This is a genomic window from Vibrio sp. L3-7 (genome assembly GCF_963898195.1).
Taxonomy (GTDB): Bacteria; Pseudomonadota; Gammaproteobacteria; order Enterobacterales; family Vibrionaceae; genus Vibrio; species Vibrio echinoideorum.
Map to the genome: position 1 here is coordinate 68,539 of NZ_CAWQUW010000073.1, position 18,545 is coordinate 87,083.

Annotated in this window: 16 protein-coding genes; 2 read left to right on the forward strand and 14 right to left on the reverse strand. The window is 43.5% G+C overall.

Translation table 11 applies throughout. The features are described from left to right. Nucleotides 1-3 precede the first annotated feature (3 nt). From lpxB to rpsB, 14 genes are all read right to left on the reverse strand, one after another. Nucleotides 4-1,200: a lipid-A-disaccharide synthase gene (lpxB, locus tag AACW75_RS24640; RefSeq protein ID WP_017072658.1), complete on the reverse strand. Its 1,197-nt coding sequence runs from the start codon at nt 1,198-1,200 to the stop codon at nt 4-6. A gap of 130 nt (nt 1,201-1,330) precedes the next feature. After that, on the reverse strand, nt 1,331-2,119 hold the full coding sequence (gene lpxA, locus AACW75_RS24645) for an acyl-ACP--UDP-N-acetylglucosamine O-acyltransferase (protein ID WP_017072659.1): 789 nt from the start codon (nt 2,117-2,119) through the stop codon (nt 1,331-1,333). Between the two features lies 1 nt (nt 2,120). Continuing rightward, complete coding sequence (gene fabZ, locus AACW75_RS24650; protein ID WP_017072660.1) at nt 2,121-2,573, reverse strand: 3-hydroxyacyl-ACP dehydratase FabZ; 453 nt, start codon at nt 2,571-2,573, stop codon at nt 2,121-2,123. Nucleotides 2,574-2,666: 93 nt separating this feature from the next. Next, nucleotides 2,667-3,698: a UDP-3-O-(3-hydroxymyristoyl)glucosamine N-acyltransferase gene (gene lpxD / locus AACW75_RS24655; RefSeq protein WP_135456056.1), complete on the reverse strand. Its 1,032-nt coding sequence runs from the start codon at nt 3,696-3,698 to the stop codon at nt 2,667-2,669. Between the two features lie 5 nt (nt 3,699-3,703). Further along, nucleotides 3,704-4,204, reverse strand: a complete 501-nt coding sequence (locus AACW75_RS24660; RefSeq protein WP_029224713.1) for an OmpH family outer membrane protein — start codon at nt 4,202-4,204, stop codon at nt 3,704-3,706. A 27-nt stretch (nt 4,205-4,231) separates the two neighbouring features. After that, a complete protein-coding gene (bamA, locus tag AACW75_RS24665) occupies nt 4,232-6,637 on the reverse strand; it encodes an outer membrane protein assembly factor BamA (RefSeq protein WP_135456053.1) in 2,406 nt (801 codons plus the stop codon). Nucleotides 6,638-6,685: 48 nt separating this feature from the next. Continuing rightward, a complete protein-coding gene (rseP, locus tag AACW75_RS24670) occupies nt 6,686-8,044 on the reverse strand; it encodes a sigma E protease regulator RseP (protein ID WP_017072664.1) in 1,359 nt (452 codons plus the stop codon). Then, nucleotides 8,041-9,249, reverse strand: a complete 1,209-nt coding sequence (gene ispC, locus AACW75_RS24675) for a 1-deoxy-D-xylulose-5-phosphate reductoisomerase (RefSeq protein WP_145571541.1) — start codon at nt 9,247-9,249, stop codon at nt 8,041-8,043. Before ispC ends, rseP begins: the two co-directional genes overlap by 4 nt. Before the next feature lie 50 nt (nt 9,250-9,299). Next, nucleotides 9,300-10,142 carry a phosphatidate cytidylyltransferase gene (locus AACW75_RS24680; RefSeq protein ID WP_102553640.1) on the reverse strand — a complete coding sequence of 281 codons (843 nt, stop codon included), beginning with the start codon at nt 10,140-10,142 and terminating at the stop codon, nt 9,300-9,302. A gap of 15 nt (nt 10,143-10,157) precedes the next feature. Further along, complete coding sequence (locus tag AACW75_RS24685) at nt 10,158-10,910, reverse strand: isoprenyl transferase (RefSeq protein ID WP_029224714.1); 753 nt, start codon at nt 10,908-10,910, stop codon at nt 10,158-10,160. Between the two features lie 98 nt (nt 10,911-11,008). After that, nucleotides 11,009-11,566 (reverse strand): ribosome recycling factor, encoded by a 558-nt coding sequence (frr, locus tag AACW75_RS24690; protein ID WP_029224715.1) that lies wholly within the window; start codon nt 11,564-11,566, stop codon nt 11,009-11,011. A 98-nt stretch (nt 11,567-11,664) separates the two neighbouring features. After that, nucleotides 11,665-12,396, reverse strand: coding sequence for a UMP kinase (gene pyrH, locus AACW75_RS24695; protein WP_017072669.1), 732 nt, complete (start codon nt 12,394-12,396; stop codon nt 11,665-11,667). Nucleotides 12,397-12,551: 155 nt separating this feature from the next. Then, nucleotides 12,552-13,397, reverse strand: a complete 846-nt coding sequence (tsf, locus tag AACW75_RS24700; RefSeq protein ID WP_017072670.1) for a translation elongation factor Ts — start codon at nt 13,395-13,397, stop codon at nt 12,552-12,554. A 138-nt stretch (nt 13,398-13,535) separates the two neighbouring features. Then, the gene (rpsB, locus tag AACW75_RS24705) at nt 13,536-14,270 is read right to left on the reverse strand and encodes a 30S ribosomal protein S2 (RefSeq protein WP_004734351.1); all 735 of its coding nucleotides are present in this window, start codon (nt 14,268-14,270) and stop codon (nt 13,536-13,538) included. 458 nt (nt 14,271-14,728) lie between these two features. Between rpsB and map the strand changes: the two genes are divergently transcribed. Beyond that, entirely contained in the window at nt 14,729-15,607 is an 879-nt protein-coding gene (gene map, locus AACW75_RS24710) for a type I methionyl aminopeptidase (RefSeq protein WP_145571539.1), read from the forward strand. A gap of 139 nt (nt 15,608-15,746) precedes the next feature. After that, nucleotides 15,747-18,368 carry a bifunctional uridylyltransferase/uridylyl-removing protein GlnD gene (gene glnD, locus AACW75_RS24715; protein WP_102553642.1) on the forward strand — a complete coding sequence of 874 codons (2,622 nt, stop codon included), beginning with the start codon at nt 15,747-15,749 and terminating at the stop codon, nt 18,366-18,368. The last annotated feature ends 177 nt before the right edge of the window (nt 18,369-18,545 follow it).

Sequence of the window (18,545 nt, forward strand, 5' to 3'; positions counted from 1 at the left end):
GTATTACGCTTCAACAAATGGTCTATCAATTAGGTTCAGGACAGCGTTGGCGGCTTGTTTGTCCGCATCCTTACGGATCCAGTGATGCATCTCAGTAAAGCGCTCGATCAACGCACTGTTGTCCGCTGAGAGCATCTTATCGACAGAGGGGAACAAAAAGTCTGGGTGACACTCTTCAAGGATATGTTCTTTTACGATTTCTTCACCTGCCAAAATGTTAGGCAGTGAGACGAACTCGGTAATCGACAACTTCTTCACAATATAACCCGTCAGCTTATTTACTTTATAGCCAACGACCATTGGACGTTTCAGCAACATACACTCAAGAGCGACGGTCCCTGAAGCTAATAGCACAGAGTCGGCAGCTGTAATCACGTTTCTCGCAGTATCTTCCACTAACGTGAATTCAAGTTCAGGCGCCGTTGATTGCCAAATTTCAGTGAACTGTTTTTTACGCTGTTCATTAACGAGCGCAACAACAAAATTGATATCAGGGTATTTCTGCTTAATGCGCTGACAAGTTTCAATAAATGGTTGAGCAATCAAACTCATTTCACCACCACGGCTACCCGGTAATACAGCTAACCACGGCTTGTCTTGCTCTAAACCTAAAAGATCACGAGCTTCTTTTTGACTTGGTTCCAAGGGGATCGCGTCTGCCAATGTGTGGCCAACAAATTCACAGGCAACGTTGTACTTATCGTAAAACGCTTTTTCAAATGGTAGAAAGGCCAATACCAAATCGGTTGCCTTGTCGATTTTAAAGATACGTTTTGGGCGCCAAGCCCAAACTGAAGGACTAACATAATGAACAGTTTTAATACCCGCGTTCTTAAGATCTAACTCAAGTCTCAGGTTGAAGTCAGGAGCATCAATACCAACAAAGACATCTGGCGGGTTTTGAGTGAAATATTTAACCAGCTCCGCTTTCACTTTTAACAAGCGAGGCAAACGGCCCAGCACTTCCACTAACCCCATTACGGCAAGCTCTTCCATTTCGAAAAGAGATTCACAACCCAGAGCCTTCATTTTTGGCCCACCAATACCAACGAATTCAGCATTCGGGTACTGTGATTTAATCGCTTTAATAAAGCCCTCACCAAGCGTGTCACCAGAGAGTTCTCCGACAACGATACCTACGCGTAGTGGCTCATTCGAAACAAAGTCCGAGTTATTGGTTTGTGTTTCTTGCTGTGCCATATTCTTCCAATTCCCTTCTTACTTAAAACAAAAAAGATCGCCTAACAAGTAGCGATCTTTTTGTTATACCAATCTGATGAAGTAATTATTGGTCATACTCACGTTGATTGGTACATAACCACATCAAGTATTAACGAATAATGCCGCGCTCAGAGTTCTCTAGCATTTCTAGCATAGGTGCAACTGAAGTAAACTCTTTCGCCATTTCAACTAAAGCTGCTTTAGCTTCTTCAAGTGTTTTACCTGAACGGTATAACTCTTTGTACGCTTTCTGTAGTGCACGAATTTCTGGTTTCTCAAATCCGTTACGCTTCAAGCCCACTAGGTTAAGGCCAAATGGCGCCGCATGGTTTCCCTGTGCAAGTACGTACGGCAGTACATCTTGAACAACAGCAGAACAGCCGCCAATGTAAGCATAAGCGCCAATTGAACAGAATGGGTGAATCGCAGAAAGTGCCATTACACCAGCGTAGTCACCAACCGTTACGTGACCACCAAGGATAGCGTTGTTACCAATGTGAGTGTGGTTACCAACAACAACATCGTGTGCTACGTGAGCATTAACACAAAGTAAGTTGTCATCACCAATCACTGTGGTTGCTTTATCTTGAACCGTGCCACGGTGGATTTGAACCGCTTCACGAATCACGTTGCGATCACCGATCACTACTGTCGTATGTTCGCCACCGTATTTCTTATCTTGGTTTTCTTCACCGATAACAGCGTGTGGAAAGATGCGATTTTCTTTACCAATGGTTGTGTGACCTTTGATCACAACATGCGACATCACTTCAGTGTCGTCACCAATTGTCACGTTACCAGCAATGTAAGTGAAAGGCCCAACCGTCACGTTAGCACCGATAGTTACATCACCTTCGATTACTGCTGCCGGGTGAATTTTCGCTGTTTCATGAATCATATTAAAACTCTCTACGAGCACATTTAAGTTCAGCTGAACAAACTACAACGCCGTCAACTTTAGCTACGCCATTAAATGATGCGATACCACGGCGTTCTTTCAAGAATTCAACTTCGATAACTAATTGGTCACCAGGGATAACTGGCTTACGGAATTTTGCTTTATCTACGCTTGCAAAATAGTAAAGCTCATTGCCAGAAGGTGCACCAAAAGATTTAAATGCTAGGAGACCTGTTGCTTGCGCCATTGCTTCTAAAATCAACACACCCGGAAATACAGGAAGTTGTGGGAAATGGCCTGTGAACTGAGGTTCATTGACAGAAACATTCTTAATCGCGGTCAATGTTTTTTCTTTTTCAAAGCTAGTCACACGATCAACCATTAAGAATGGGTAGCGATGAGGTAATAGTTCCTGAATTTCAGTAATGTTCATCGTTGTCTGTTCGGTAGTCAAAGTCGTATTCCTATATGTATTCTTTATTTAATTAGAAGGATTATAAACGAAAAAGACTCGCTGTACGCGAGCCTTTTATTAGAAATGCTGGAATTATGATTCCGCGCTCTTCTCGATAAGTTTTTCAACGGTTTTCAGACGCTTGTTCATTTCATCAATACGATGAACACGCGTCGCTGTTTTACGCCAATCTTTGTTTGGCTGTAAAGGAATACCAGAGGAATACATACCTTTCTCAGTGATGCTGCGCATTACCATCCCCATACCGGTGATTGTAACGCCATCGACAACTTCAATATGACCATTAATCACACAGCCACCACCAATAATACAGTACTTACCTATCGTCGTGCTGCCAGCAATAATAGTACCACCAGCAATCGCTGAACCATATCCGATGTGAACATTGTGAGCAATTTGAAGTTGGTTATCTAAGATAACGTTATCTTCAATGACTGTATCGTCTAATGCACCACGGTCGATAGTAGTACATGCACCAATTTCTACACGATTACCAATGCGAACCGAACCAACTTGAGGGATCTTAACCCACTCGCCTTTTTCGTTCGCATAACCAAAGCCATCAGAACCAATCACTGTGCTCGATTGAATCAAACACGCGGTGCCAATAACCACTTCATGATAAATGCTGACATTAGCCCATAGCTTAGTACCAGCGCCAATTTGAGCATTTTTGCCGATAAAACAACCAGCACCAATGATCACATCATCACCAAGGACCACACCAGATTCAATCACAGCATTTGCCCCAATAGACACGTTTTGTCCAATGGTCGCATCACCTGAAATTGAAGCTGAAGCCTCAATAGCCGAAGCCGGTGCAGGAGTAATATCCAACGCTTGAGCAACTTTAGCAAAAGCAACATAAGGGTCATTAACCACTATTACATTGGTTTTACACAGTTCACGTTCACTCTCTTTAACCATAATAGCGGATGCTTTACAGTCACCTAGGTGCTTGCTGTACTTAACGTTAGAAAGGAACGTAATGTTACCTTCTTGCGCTTTATCCATAGGGGCAACAGCTGAAACAGTAATCGTACCGTCTCCGTGTAACTCTCCCCCGGTAATTGTTGCCAATTCGGCTAAAGTCAGGTTCTTCATAAAACTTATTTCAGTGATTTAATTACTTGCTCAGAGATATTGTATTCAGGCTTACCGTATTGCAGAGCTTGAATATCAACAATCATGTCGTAGCCTTCTTTCTCTGCAACTTTTGTTACAGCATCTTGAATCACTTTGAACAGCTTCTGCTTCTCTTGTGCTTCACGACGTTGGCTTGCTTTTTCTAGTGCTTGAGCTTTGATTTTGTACTTGCTGTCTAGTTGACCTACCTCAATACGAAGCTTCTCAACTTCATCAGGGCCTAGCAATTCGCCATCACGCTTAAGCTTTTCAATCTTAGTTTTAGCTTCTGCTTGAATGCTTTGTAGCTCAGCCGCTTTATCTTTGAACTCTTCCTGCATTTTTTGAAGAACAACTTCACGCTGAGGTAGAGCCTGGAATACTTGTGCAGTGTTTACATAACCCACTTTTTGTGCAGCTTCTGCAGCAGTAGCAAAGAAAGAAGAGCTAATAACTACAAGGCCTAAACCTGCTGCTTTAATCATATTTTTCAAAATATTGTCCTTTAAATATTAGAAGGTTCTACCAATGGTGAATGTGAAGAACTCTTCATCATCACCTTCGTAAACTTTAATTGGTTTCGCTAGAGAGAAAACCAGTGGGCCCATTGGCGACATCCATTGAAGAGCGGCACCATAAGATGAACGATAATTTGTTGGATCAGAATAATCGTAGTAATACTGACTGCCGCTGCTCGGTTGATTGCGGTCTACGAACTCGGTATCCCATACACTTGCCATGTCGAAGAAGACACTGGTTCGAATCTGACTGCGCGCTTCATCAGAAGCAAACGGCGTCGGTACAATCAGTTCTAAACTAGCCAAAGCAACCGCGTTACCACCAACTGAATCATCAGTTGCGGAGCTGTAAGTTGGGTTATTACCCGTGCTGCTTCCGTAAACGGCTTTTGGACCTGCCGAGTTAGAACCAAAACCACGCAGCGTAGTGAAACCACCCGCATAGTAGTTTTCATAGAATGGGAACAAGTTATCGTTACCATCTGTTTGACCATAACCATTACCATAGCCTAATCGGCCACGCATCAATAGAGTGAACTCATGCTTTTTGGTCAGCGGGATGTAATGTTTTACGTCGTACTGCGCTTTGAAGTACTTGGCATCAGAACCTGGTACCGTTATTTTAGCGAAAGCACGTTGGTGGTTACCCTCAGTTGGGAAGAAACCACGGTTAAGATTGTTACGTGTCCAAGAAATATTGATATCGAAATCATCAGTTAAGATATGTTCGTCACCATATTGGTCAATACTTCTCGCGAACTGCTCAACTTGAATATAGGTCGGAACGTTACCGATTTTGTTGTGCGTATAACCAAAACCAAATTCCAGACGATTCAGCTCATCCACAGGGAAACCCCATGTAAGGCTGGTACCATAACTTTGGTTGGTATAGTCGACGATACCCGCTTCAGATGCTTCGAATTCGTTATAGAAGATCTTACCGCCTAAACTCACACCATCAAGGTTCCAGTATGGGTCACGGTAGTCTAAGCTCACGTTCTTCTGGTAATCGTTCATCATGGCACTAACGCCAACACGGTTACCTGAACCGGCGAAGTTATCCTGTTGCAAACCAACTTGGAAACTAACACCGGACTCAGTACCGTAACCAACACCAAAGTTAATACTGCCCGAGTTCGCTTCTTTAACGTTGTAGACCAAATCAACTTGGTCGTCACTGCCTGGAACACGGACCGTTTGTACGTCCACAGTTTCGAAGTAACCTAAACGGTTCAGGCGACTCTTACCCGTATCTATTGATTTCGAGTTAAGCCAGCTACCTTCCATCTGACGCATTTCACGACGTAATACTTCATCTTTAGTCGAGTTGTTACCCGTAAAGCGAATATCTCGAACGTAAATACGACTGCCCGCCTCTACATTAATGACTAACGAAACTTCTTTCGTTTCATCATCAAATTCAGGGATAGTACGAACTTGCGGGTAGGCATAACCTGCTTCACCAAGAATTCGTTTAACGTTCTCTTCCAGTGAAGTCACCGAAGAACCGTTATAAGTATCGCCATCTTCAAAAGGAACTAATGCTTCAAAATCAGCTTCACGACCGATTAACTCACCACGAAACGCCACATCTTTAACTGTGTAAGCTTCGCCTTCATCAATACCAAGCGTGATGTAAACGCCTTTCTTGTCTGGAGAGATCGCTACTTGTGTTGAATCAACCTTAAACTTAAGGTAACCACGATCAAGGTAGTAAGATTTCAGTGCTTCAATATCGCCAGCCAATACTTGCTTCTGATACTTTTCATCCGCAAGGAAGTTCCACCACGCAACATCTACGTTTAGGTTAAAGCGGCTAAGCAGTTCAGCATCAGAGAAAACTTTGTTGCCGATAAAGTTGATTTGCTGAATCTTGGCGGATACGCCTTCAGTAAATACAAACTTAAGGTCAGAACGGTTACGCGGCAAAGGCGTAACAACGGCTTTTACTGTCGCGTTGTACTTACCAACACTGTAGTAAAAATCTTCAAGACCTTTCTCAATGTTGCTCAGCGTTGTACGGTCAAGAGCTTCACCTTCACGAACACCAGACGCATCTAGGTTTTGTTGAAGTTGTTCTTCTTTGATCGCTTTATTCCCTGAGAATGAGATGCTTGCGATAGTTGGACGCTCTTTAACTTGAACAACCAATACGCCTTCATCGCGAAGTACTTTAACGTCCTCAAAGTTACCTGAAGCATATAATGCACGAATGATCTCCGATACATCGCCTTCATCCACTTCATCGCCAATACGCACTGGCATTTTCAGTAGAGCTGCACCTAGTGCAACACGCTGTAAACCTTCGATCTTGATATCTTGAACCACAAAATTTTGTGCCCCGTTCGCAGCCACACTAGTGGCCAATAGACTTGCGAACAGAATTTGCTTAATCGCCATACTTATTCTAATTATTCCTTGCTACTACCAATGCCTGTAAGAAACCATTTACAGACGAGTAAAATCATTAAATATTGCCAGAGCCATCAAAGAGAAGAGGATTGCCCCTCCCACTCTATATCCAATCTCCTGAATTTTCTCAGGGACAGGTTTGCGAGTAACAGCTTCAATAGCGAAAAAGAGCAAATGTCCGCCATCAAGCATAGGCAGCGGAACCAAATTAATAATACCTAAGTTAACACTAATCAGAGCCAAAAAGCCTAAGAAGTAAACCAGACCGTAATCAGCGGTTGTACCTGCGCCTTTCGCTATTGAAATAGGGCCACTCAAGTTATTTAAGCCTACATCACCAACGATGAGCTTTTTAAGCATTGTCAGCGTCAAACCAATGATTTGACCTGTTTTATCAAATGCTTTTCCTACAGACTCAATTACACCAAATTGTAACTCAAAGCGATAGTCTTCTGGCCATTCTGCGACTTCTGGAGCAATACCCGCGTAGCCAATTGTAGAACCATCAGAAAGCTCTCGACTTTTTGGCGTCATCACCAAGGACTGTTCAAGACCATTTCGTAAGACGACTAGGTCTAATGATGTCTCCGGGTTTGCACGAATTAACTCAACAACCGAAAGCCACTGTTCAATGGACTGACCATTAATCTCAATAATTTTATCGCCAGCTTCTAGCCCTGCAGAGTATGCAGCACCGTCGTCAATCACTTGAGCAAGCACTGTCGATATCTCTGGAGAGTAAGGCCTAAAACCAAGCGTTGTCATTGCAGATTCAGTTTCTGGATTAAACGACCAGTCTGAAATATCCAACGTCATTTTTTGTTCAAAGCCGATATCGTCTTGAGAAGAAACCGTTACTGTCATGGATTGGTCACCAATATGTGATATCAAACCCATATTAACGGATTCCCAATCTGCGGTTTTGATTCCTGAAACAGATTTAAGTTCCATCCCACTTTCAATTCCGGCTTGTGCAGCAATAGATTGCGGAGTGACTTCACCAATAACGGGCTTGACCGCCGGTACACCAATCAAAAACACCAACCAATATGCAAAGACGGCAAAGATAAAGTTAAATGCTGGGCCAGCACCTACAATCGCCGTTCGTTTCCACAACGGCTTCTTGTCAAAAGCATATTGTTGCTGTTCTTCAGTGATATCGTCAACACGACCATCGAGCATTTTAACGTAGCCGCCCAGTGGAATCATTGACAGACTATATTCCGTGCCATCACGACCAATTTTGCTCCAGATTGATTTACCAAAACCAATCGAGAATTTTTCAACTTTCACACCACAACGACGAGCAACCCAGAAGTGTCCAAACTCATGAACAGCGACCAGAATGCCAAGCGCTACAATAAAAGATGCGAAGTTCCACAGGATTCCACTCATGTTAGCTGCTCTTTAATAAATTGAATGGCTATTTGACGTGACATATTATCTAGCTCGAGAAGGCTTTCCAAGCTATCTAGGCCCTCAGAGTTATGTTGTTCACATACTTTGCTCATAACATGTTCGTTAATGACAGCAATATCGGTAAACTTCACTCGATTATTCAAGAAAGCATCGACTGCAATTTCGTTTGCAGCGTTAATTGCAGTGGTTGCATGCTGACCTAGGTAGCATGCCTCAATCGCTAATCTTAAACATGGGTAACGGCTAAAGTCTGGTTCCAAAAAGGTAAGTTCACCTACTTTAGTGAAATCCAGAGGCTTAACACCCGCTTCAATACGCTCAGGGTAAGACATGGTCAGCGCAATTGGCGTCGCCATATCAGGCTCGCCCATTTGAGCAAGCACGGAGCCATCCTTGTACTGCACCATTGAATGAATAACAGATTGAGGATGAATAATAACTTTTAACTGTTCTTCAGAAGCATTGAACAACCATTTCGCTTCAATATACTCTAGGCCTTTATTCATCATTGTTGCTGAGTCGACCGAGATTTTAGGACCCATAGACCAATTAGGATGAGCAATGGCACGCTCAGGGGTCACTGAATCAAGTTCTGCAACGTCGCTATAGCGAAAAGGACCGCCAGAGCCAGTCAAAAGAATATGGTTAATACCGTTCGCTTCAAGCTCACAACGGCCTAAATTAGTTTGTACGTTTTTAGGCAGGCATTGAAAGATAGCATTGTGTTCACTGTCAACAGGAAGTAGCTCAGCACCGTACTTTTCTACAGCATCAATAAACAACTGCCCAGACATCACCAAGGCTTCTTTGTTCGCAAGCAAAATACGCTTACCAGCCTTAACCGCTGACATCGTTGGAAGTAAACCGGCAGCACCAACAATAGCAGCCATTACCGTATCAACTTCTTTTAGAGAAGCGACCTGACACATACCTTCAGAACCTGAAAGCACCTGAATGTCTGGGTAATTAACTGACAACACTTCAGCCAGTTGGGACGCCGCATCTGGGCATGCCATAGCAACATAATTCGGTCGCCACTTTTCAACTAACGCCAGCATCTTTTCAACATTTGAACCCGCAGCCAGTGCAAAGACTGAATATAAAGCTGGGTTTTGCTCAACGACTTTTAGTGTACTTGCACCAATTGAGCCGGTAGCGCCAAGGATAGTTAGATTTCGCATCACATATGACCGTAGAAATGTAATAAAGGGCAGAATCACTGCCCTTTTTATTAGAATGCTAAATAAAGCAGAGCAAAGACAGGGAATGCAGCCGTTAAGCTATCTATTCTATCAAGTATACCACCATGACCAGGAATCAGATTACTACTGTCTTTCACCCCAGAAACACGCTTAAACATGCTTTCAACAAGGTCTCCAAGAACAGAGATAACGACGGTCACAAGAGTAATAACAATCATGTGAAGAGGACTTGTAAATTGGATATCAAACAAGTCAGCAAAGATCCAAGCCACGATCACCGCAGTAATAATTCCGCCAATGAGACCTTCAATCGTCTTATTGGGGCTTACCGCTGGCGCCATTTTACGCTTACCAAAGCTCTTACCTGAGAAATATGCACCGCTATCTGCAGCCCATACTAGCAAGCAAACAAACATTACGAGCTTTGCACCATGGTAAGGATCAGCATCGATACCATTAGCACGCAGAATAACGACACTCCAGAAAAATGGTAGCAGAGTCAGAACGCCAAATGCGTGACGAAGAATAGAAGAGTCTTTCCATGCTGGCATCGACTTAGGATAAGTCACAGCCATACCACTTGCGATAACCCACCAAATTGAACCGATGCTCAGAATGGCATAGTGAACGCTAGATAGGTTATTAAGACTAAATGCATCAAAAGGGATAACAGCAAAGCTTGCAGCACTGACCACAACCGTTGGAATCAATGCCAAATAACGCGATTTACTTTCAATAAACTGAGTCCACTCCCAAAAACCGAGCAGAGTGATTACCGCCAATGAAAGAATAAACGTGGGAAGTGATAACTCAAAAATACCTAGAATAACTAGGGGAGCCAAAATCAACGCCGTAATAATTCGTTGTTTCAAACCAAGAAATCCTTATTAACTGTCCATCAGAGCTTTAATTTGCTCACCGGTGCATCCAAAACGACGCTCACGATTTACAAACCAAGTCACAGCTTCTACTAAGCTGTCTTCATTAAAGTCTGGCCAGAATTGTTCAGTGAAATACATTTCGGCGTAAGCCAACTGCCAAAGCATAAAGTTACTAATGCGACACTCACCACTAGTGCGGATCAATAGGTCGACTTCAGGGATATCTGCCATAGTCAGGTGTTGTGTAATCATAGCTTCATCAATGTCTTCTACATTAATATCACCAGACTTTACCTGTTGAGCAATCGAGGTCATTGCTTGCTGAATATCCCACTTGCCGCCGTAGTTAGCCGCAATATTAATAACCATACCGGTATTGGTGCGAGTTAAAGCTTCCGCTTCTTCTATCTTCTTTTGTAGTCGATCATTAAAACGACTTTTGTCACCAATAACACGAAGCTGTAGATTATTTTTATGAAGTTTTTTTACTTCACTCGAAAGGACTGAAATAAACAGTTCCATCAAGATACCGACTTCTTCTTCAGGACGACGCCAGTTCTCACTACTAAACGCAAAAAGTGTCACGGCTTTAATGCCAAGTCTGGCTGCAGAAGAGATGGTTTTTCGGACGGCTTGAACACCGTTTTTATGGCCAAATACGCGAGGCTTGCCCTGAGCTTTTGCCCAGCGACCATTACCATCCATAATGATAGCAATGTGTTTAGGAAGAGAGTCTGTGAACGCTTGAGAATTATGCATAAAAGAGTGAATCAAATTCTAATAGTCGAACAGAGTAGCATAAAAAAACGCTGAACAGTGAGTACAGCGTTTTTCCGGAAAGAAAAGAATATGGAAAATTAAACTTCCATCAACTCTTTTTCTTTAACTGCTAAAACTTCATCTACGTTCTTAACCGCAGTGTCAGTCAGCTTTTGAATTTCATCTTGTGCTTTACGATCTTCGTCTTCTGAAATTTCTTTATCTTTAAGAAGCGCTTTTAGATCGCCATTCGCGTCACGACGGATGTTACGGATAGCAACACGGCCACCTTCAGCTTCGCCACGAACGATTTTAACTAGGTCTTTACGACGCTCTTCCGTTAGCGGTGGAAGTGGAACGCGGATAACCGTACCAGCAGACATTGGGTTTAGACCTAGGTCAGACGTCATGATTGCTTTTTCAACTAGAGGAGTCAGTGTTTTGTCAAACACTGTAATTGCTAGTGTACGCGCGTCTTCAGCGATAACGTTAGCTACTTGAGTCAAAGGCGTTGGCGCACCGTAGTACTCAACAGTAAGACCAGAAAGTAGGCTCGGGTGAGCACGGCCTGTACGAATCTTTTGTAGGCTGTTTTTTAGTGCATCAACACTTTTTACCATGCGCTCTTGAGCGTCTTTTTTGATTTCGTTAATCACAATTTCACCTTGATTATGTTCTTTCTTCAAGAAAGCTTTTTATTTGGAGTGATAAGGATAAGCTTACCAAAGCACGAAGCCTCAGTAAGCCCGAAAAATTAGTCAGCGTCGCTGATTAATGTACCTTCAGTTTCACCCATAACCACGCGACGCAATGCGCCTGGCTTATTCATGTTAAATACGCGGATTGGCATTTTGTGATCACGTGCTAGCGTAAATGCAGCCAAGTCCATTACTTTCAATTCTTTCTCAAGAATTGTGTTGTAAGACAAAGTATCATACAGCTCTGCGTCTGGGTTTGCTACTGGGTCTGCAGTAAATACACCATCTACTTTTGTCGCTTTTAGAACTACGTCAGCTTCGATTTCGATACCACGTAGACATGCAGCAGAATCCGTCGTAAAGAATGGGTTACCAGTACCAGCAGAGAAGATCACAACGCGACCTTGACGTAGTTGGCTGATTGCATCTGCCCAGTTGTAGTCGTCACACACACCTTTAAGAGGGATTGCTGACATTACACGTGCGTTTACGTAAGCACGGTGTAGAGCGTCACGCATTGCAAGGCCATTCATTACCGTTGCAAGCATACCCATGTGGTCACCAACAACGCGGTTCATGCCTGCTTCAGCAAGACCTGCACCGCGGAAAAGGTTACCGCCACCGATAACAACACCTACTTGAACACCTAGTTCAACCAATTCTTTTACTTCTTGAGCCATACGATCAAGGACCGTCGCGTCAATACCAAAACCTTCTTCGCCTTGTAGTGCTTCGCCGCTAAGTTTTAACAGAATACGTTGATACGCCGGTTTAGGGTTCGTAGTCATGGAGTTTACCTTCCAAAGAGTTGATGATTAACAGTCATGGATAAAAACTGATTAGTTCAGTTCGCATTCATAACAGCTAAAGCCAAAAATAATTCACTATTCATAAAAAGACCGCAGCATTTGCCACGGTCTTTTTTCAATCAATACGCTAAGGATTAACCTTGTTGTACCGCTGCAACTTCGTCTGCGAAGCTCATTTCAGCAGCTTTCTCGATACCTTCACCAACTTCTAAACGAACGAAGGTAGTAACTGATGCGCCTTTTTCTTTAAGAATGTCAGCAACAGTTTTCTTAGGTTCCATGATGAAAGCTTGACCAGTAAGAGATACTTCGCCCGTGAATTTCTTCATACGGCCGATAACCATTTTCTCAGCGATCTCTTGAGGCTTGCCTTCGTTCATAGCGATTTCAACTTGAACAGCTTTTTCTTTTTCTACTACGTCAGCAGGTACGTCAGATGGGTTAACGTACTCAGGCTTAGAAGCAGCAACGTGCATAGCGATGTGCTTAAGCGTTTCAGCTTCGCCTTCACCAGCAACAACAACACCGATTTTCTCGCCGTGACGGTAAGAAGCAAGTGCAACACCTTCGATTAGCTCAACGCGGCGGATGCTGATGTTTTCACCGATTTTAGTTACTAGCGCAATACGTGCGTCTTCAAACTTAGCTTGAAGTGCAACGATATCTAAACGCTCTGCTAGAGCAGCTTCAGCAACTTCGTTAGCGAACGCAAGGAAACCTGCATCTTTAGCTACGAAATCAGTTTGGCAATTAACTTCAAGAAGAGCAGCAACGCCAGCGTCTTCTTTAATAACGATTGTGCCTTCTGCAGCAACGTTACCAGCTTTTTTAGCTGCTTTCGCTGCGCCAGATTTACGCATATTTTCAATTGCTAGCTCGATGTCGCCTTCAGCAGCAACAAGCGCTTTTTTACATTCCATCATGCCCGCAGCTGTGCGTTCACGAAGTTCTTTAACTAGAGCTGCAGTTACAGTTGCCATTCTCTATTCCTCAGTTAATTCTAAAAAAGATAAAAAACAGGGGCCTCATTAAATGGCCCCTGATATTGACTGTATTTAGCTTGCTTCAAATATCAATATGACACCTGAATATGAACTAAATATGGCTCAGAGCCGCTATTATTCAGCTTCTACGAAACCGTCTTTTTCAGCAGCAGCAGCGATAACAACGTCTTTGTTACGGCCTTCTTTAACCGCGTCAGCAGCAGCGTTAAGGTAAAGCTGTACTGCACGGATTGCATCGTCATTACCAGGAATGATGAAGTCAATGCCGTCTGGGTTAGAGTTAGTATCAACTACAGCGTAAACTGGGATACCTAGGTTGTTAGCTTCTTTAACTGCGATGTGTTCGTGATCAGCATCGATTACGAATAGAGCGTCAGGTAGGCCGCCCATGTTCTTGATACCACCAAGAGATTTCTCTAGCTTCTCCATTTCGCGAGTACGCATTAGAGCTTCTTTCTTAGTAAGCTTGTCGAAAGTACCGTCTTGAGCTTGCGCTTCAAGTTCTTTCAGACGCTTGATAGACTGACGAACAGTTTTGTAGTTCGTTAGCATACCGCCTAACCAGCGGTTGTTAACGTAGAACTGGTTGCTGTTGATAGCAGCTTCTTTAACAGCTTCAGATGCAGCACGCTTAGTACCAACAAAAAGAACTTTACCTTTCTTCTCGCCAACTTTAGCAATTTCAGCTAGAGCTTCGTTGAACATTGGTACAGTTTTTTCTAAGTTGATGATATGAACTTTGCTACGAGCACCAAAGATGAATGGCTTCATTTTTGGGTTCCAGTAACGAGTTTGGTGACCGAAGTGAACACCAGCTTTAAGCATATCGCGCATTGATACAGTTGCCATTTTAAAATCCTCTATGGGGTTAGGCCTCCACACTCCCCATGAATCCGACCCCTAACAACTAACCACTTTTCAGCCGTTATCTGTGTTGTTGAGGCACCCCGGAACATGTGTCGGAATGTGTGTGATTTAAAGAAATAAGTTAGTAGACACAAAGCTTGTTTCGCCAAATGGAGAAAACAGTCCTGATGTCCGGCGCGCTTTATACCATATTTTGTCTATCTATGGCTAGAAAAAAATCTACAAATGGCGACTGCTATACTGATCCCTAACGGTGAATTTTCTCTATAAAATAGTGTCCTATTCAAATCGCGTCTGCGTCATTAAACCGAACATTATCTACTCAGATTGAGCAGTATCCACCAATATTGTGCGGACATGGGAATGTTGCGCTAAAATGCTGCACTGATAGAATAGCCCCAATATGCACACTTAGGTGCTACCAAATTAAGAGATATGCAATGGCTGTAAAAATTAAAACTGCTGAAGAAATTGAAAAAATGCGCGTTGCCGGCAAGCTGGCTTCTGAAATTCTAGAGATGATTGAACCTCACATCCAAGTAGGTACAACGACAGAAGAACTGAACAAAATCTGTCACGAGTACGCTCTAGAAAGAGGCGCATACTCAGCACCACTTGATTACCACGGTTTCCCTAAGTCAATCTGTACGTCTATCAACCACATCGTGTGTCATGGTATTCCAGCATCACAAGATGAGACTGGCAGCACAGGTCAATTTAAACCTGCAGTACTAAAAGACGGCGACATTCTGAATGTTGATATCACTGTGATTGTTCCTGATGACGAAAACGCAGACCTAAGCGTTCGCCCACAAGGTTACCACGGTGACACTTCTAAGATGTTCCTTGTTGGTGAAGTTTCACCTGCAAATAAGCGTCTATGTATGGTTGCTCAAGAAGCACTTTACGAAGGTATGCGTCAAGTTAAGCCTGGGGTTCAACTTGGTCAGATCGGTACTGCTATCGAGAAGTACATCAAGACAAACAACAAGAACAACCCACGCGCTAAGTTCTCGATTGTAAAAGATTACTGTGGCCACGGCATTGGTTCTGAGTTCCACGAAGATCCACAAGTCGTTCACTACAAGAACAACGACCGCACAGTGCTTAAATCGGGAATGTGTTTCACTATTGAGCCAATGATCAACGCTGGTAAGTTTGGCTGTCGTCTAGATGACGAAGATAGCTGGACAGTATACACAGCAGACAGCAAGAACTCTGCACAATGGGAACACACATTGGTTGTTACCGATACTGGTTGTGAAGTACTAACCCTGCGCAGCAATGATACTATTCCACGTATCATGAAGAACGCTTAGTTCATCAAACTGAACGCATCAGCCTTTTAAAAATATCCTCGCATTGTCGAGGATATTTTTTTATCTGCTCAATTTCGATTTTCCATCAGCATCTGTTAAATTGTTTACTATTCTCATTTGCTTGCACGGATAGCAGACTATGCCTTATCAATGCCCTCTTACGTTCAATGACGAACAAATTGAAATCTGCGAATTAAAAAATCAGCTCGAAATTTTCACGCAGTATCAAAAAAGTGAATTTCTGAATCATCACCCAGTTACCGACCTGGTACTGCTGCGGTCCGAATACATGGACTTACTTCTCAATCGATTATGGGAGCACTTAGGATTCAACAAACTGCCTCATATTGCCCTTGTCGCGGTAGGTGGTTATGGTCGAGGTGAGCTTCATCCTCTATCTGACATTGATATCTTAATCGTCTCGCAAAAAACACTACCACCAGCACTAGGCGAAAAGGTCAGTCAATTCATTACCCTACTTTGGGACTTGAAACTCGAAGTTGGTCACGCCGTGCGTACAATTGCAGAGTGTCTTGATATCGGCACCGATGATTTAACCGTTGCCACTAACCTGCAAGAGTCACGCTTACTGTGTGGCAGCGAAGACACCTTTCAAGAACTTAAGCTAAAGATCCATTCTGATTCATTTTGGCCAAGTGAGACCTTCTACAAAGCTAAGATTCAAGAACAAAGAGAGCGTCATGCTCGCTACCACGACACCACTTACAATCTAGAACCTGATATCAAATCAACCCCTGGCGGCTTACGAGACATCCACACGTTAAGCTGGGTAGCACGTCGACACTTCGGTGCGACATCTTTGCTAGAGATGAGTAAGTACGGCTTTCTTACCGATGCCGAGTATCGTGAGTTAGTTGAATGCCAAGATTTCCTATGGCGTGTTCGCTTTGCATTGCATATTGAACTGCGCCGTTACGACAACCGTTTAACGTTCGCACACCAAGCTCAAGTCGCTGAACATCTAGGTTATACCGGTGAAGGAAACCGTGGCGTTGAAATGATGATGAAGGAATTCTACCGAACACTTCGTCGCGTAGCAGAGCTCAATAAGATGCTGCTTAAATTGTTTGATCAAGCGATCATCAATGGCGGTGAGACGCAAGAAGCAGAAATTCTCGATAACGACTTCCAGCGTCGAGGTTCACTGATCGAAGCCCGTAAGCCCGCCCTATTCCAAGCAAGGCCGGAAACAATTCTTGATATGTTTATCCATATCGCGAATGACTCTTCAATCGAAGGGGTCAGCCCTCCAACATTACGACAGTTGCGAACGGCACGTCGCCGATTAAACCGCTTCCTGCATACCATCCCTGAAGCACGTGACAAATTCATGGCACTGGTTCGCCACCCGAATGCTCTGCACAAAGCCTTTAGCTTGATGCACAAGTTAGGCGTGCTCTCAGCGTATTTGCCACAGTGGAGCCAAATTGTTGGTCAGATGCAATTTGACCTTTTCCACGCTTACACCGTTGATGAGCACAGTATTCGTCTTCTCAAGCATATTAACCGTTTCGGCCAAATAGAAAACCACGACAAACACCCTATTTGTTGTGAAGTGTATCCACGCGTTCAGAAGAAAGAATTACTGATTCTTGCGGCTATCTTTCATGACATCGGTAAAGGCCGTGGTGGAGACCACTCAGAAATTGGCGCTGTCGAGGCTTACTCTTTCTGTATTGAGCATGGATTATCGAAACCAGAAGCCAAACAAGTATCATGGTTGGTACAAAATCACCTGTTAATGTCTGTTACCGCTCAGCGCCGTGATATCCATGATCCAGAAGTGATCACCGAATTCGCCAAGAAAGTTCGCGATGAAGAGTCGTTGGAGCTGCTCGTTTGCCTAACCGTTGCAGACATTTGTGCAACCAACCCTGAACTATGGAACAGCTGGAAGCGCACTTTGTTGGCTGAATTGTTTCATTCAACACAAAGAGCACTGCGCCGTGGTTTAGAAAACCCGGTCGATGTAAGAGACCGTATTCGCCACAACCAACAAATGGCCTCAGCATTGCTACGTAAAGAAGGCTTCACTGCGCGTGAAATTGAAGTGCTTTGGCAGCGTTTCAAAGCCGACTACTTCTTACGTCATACACACAAGCAAATTGCTTGGCATTGTGAACATCTGCTTCGCTTAGAAGACCCAAGCCAACCTTTAGTACTGATCAGTAAGAAAGCCACTCGTGGTGGTACTGAAGTCTTTGTTTACTGTAAAGACCAAGCCGCACTGTTCGCGACTGTGGTTGCCGAACTCGATCGACGTAACTTTAACGTTCATGATGCGCAGGTGATGGTCAGTAAAGACGGACATGTTTTGGATACTTTTATTGTTCTAGACCAACATGGTAAAGCGATTGATGAAGCAAGGCATAAAGCCGTCGCCAAACACCTGACCCATGTTCTAGCCGATGGTCGCCCAACTAAGATAAAAACACGTCGCACACCTCGTAACTTACAGCATTTCAAAGTGAAGACTTTGGTTGAATTTCTACCAACCAAGAGTAAAAAACGCACCTTGATGGAGTTAAGAGCGCTCGACACACCGGGGCTGCTGGCTCAAGTAGGTGCGACCTTTGCTGAATTGGACATTAATTTACATGGTGCGAAAATCACCACCATAGGTGAACGTGCAGAAGATTTATTTATTCTAACCAGTGAAGCTGGAGGAAGGCTTTCAGAGGAACAGGAACAAGCGTTAAGAGAAAGGTTAACTGAGCATGTTTCTGAACTCGCGCCCTAGAAAACGGATTTGGCGATAGAAATCAATTTAGATCAGGGAAATACATTCAGATCTAGAAAATAAGTTTGACCTTAGATAACAGGTTTAATAGCCGAGTAAGTGTGGGTAAAGATAGAGAGCGATCTTGCCCACAACTTACAATCAATTCCCATATATCAACTATCTAGCTCGTGATTA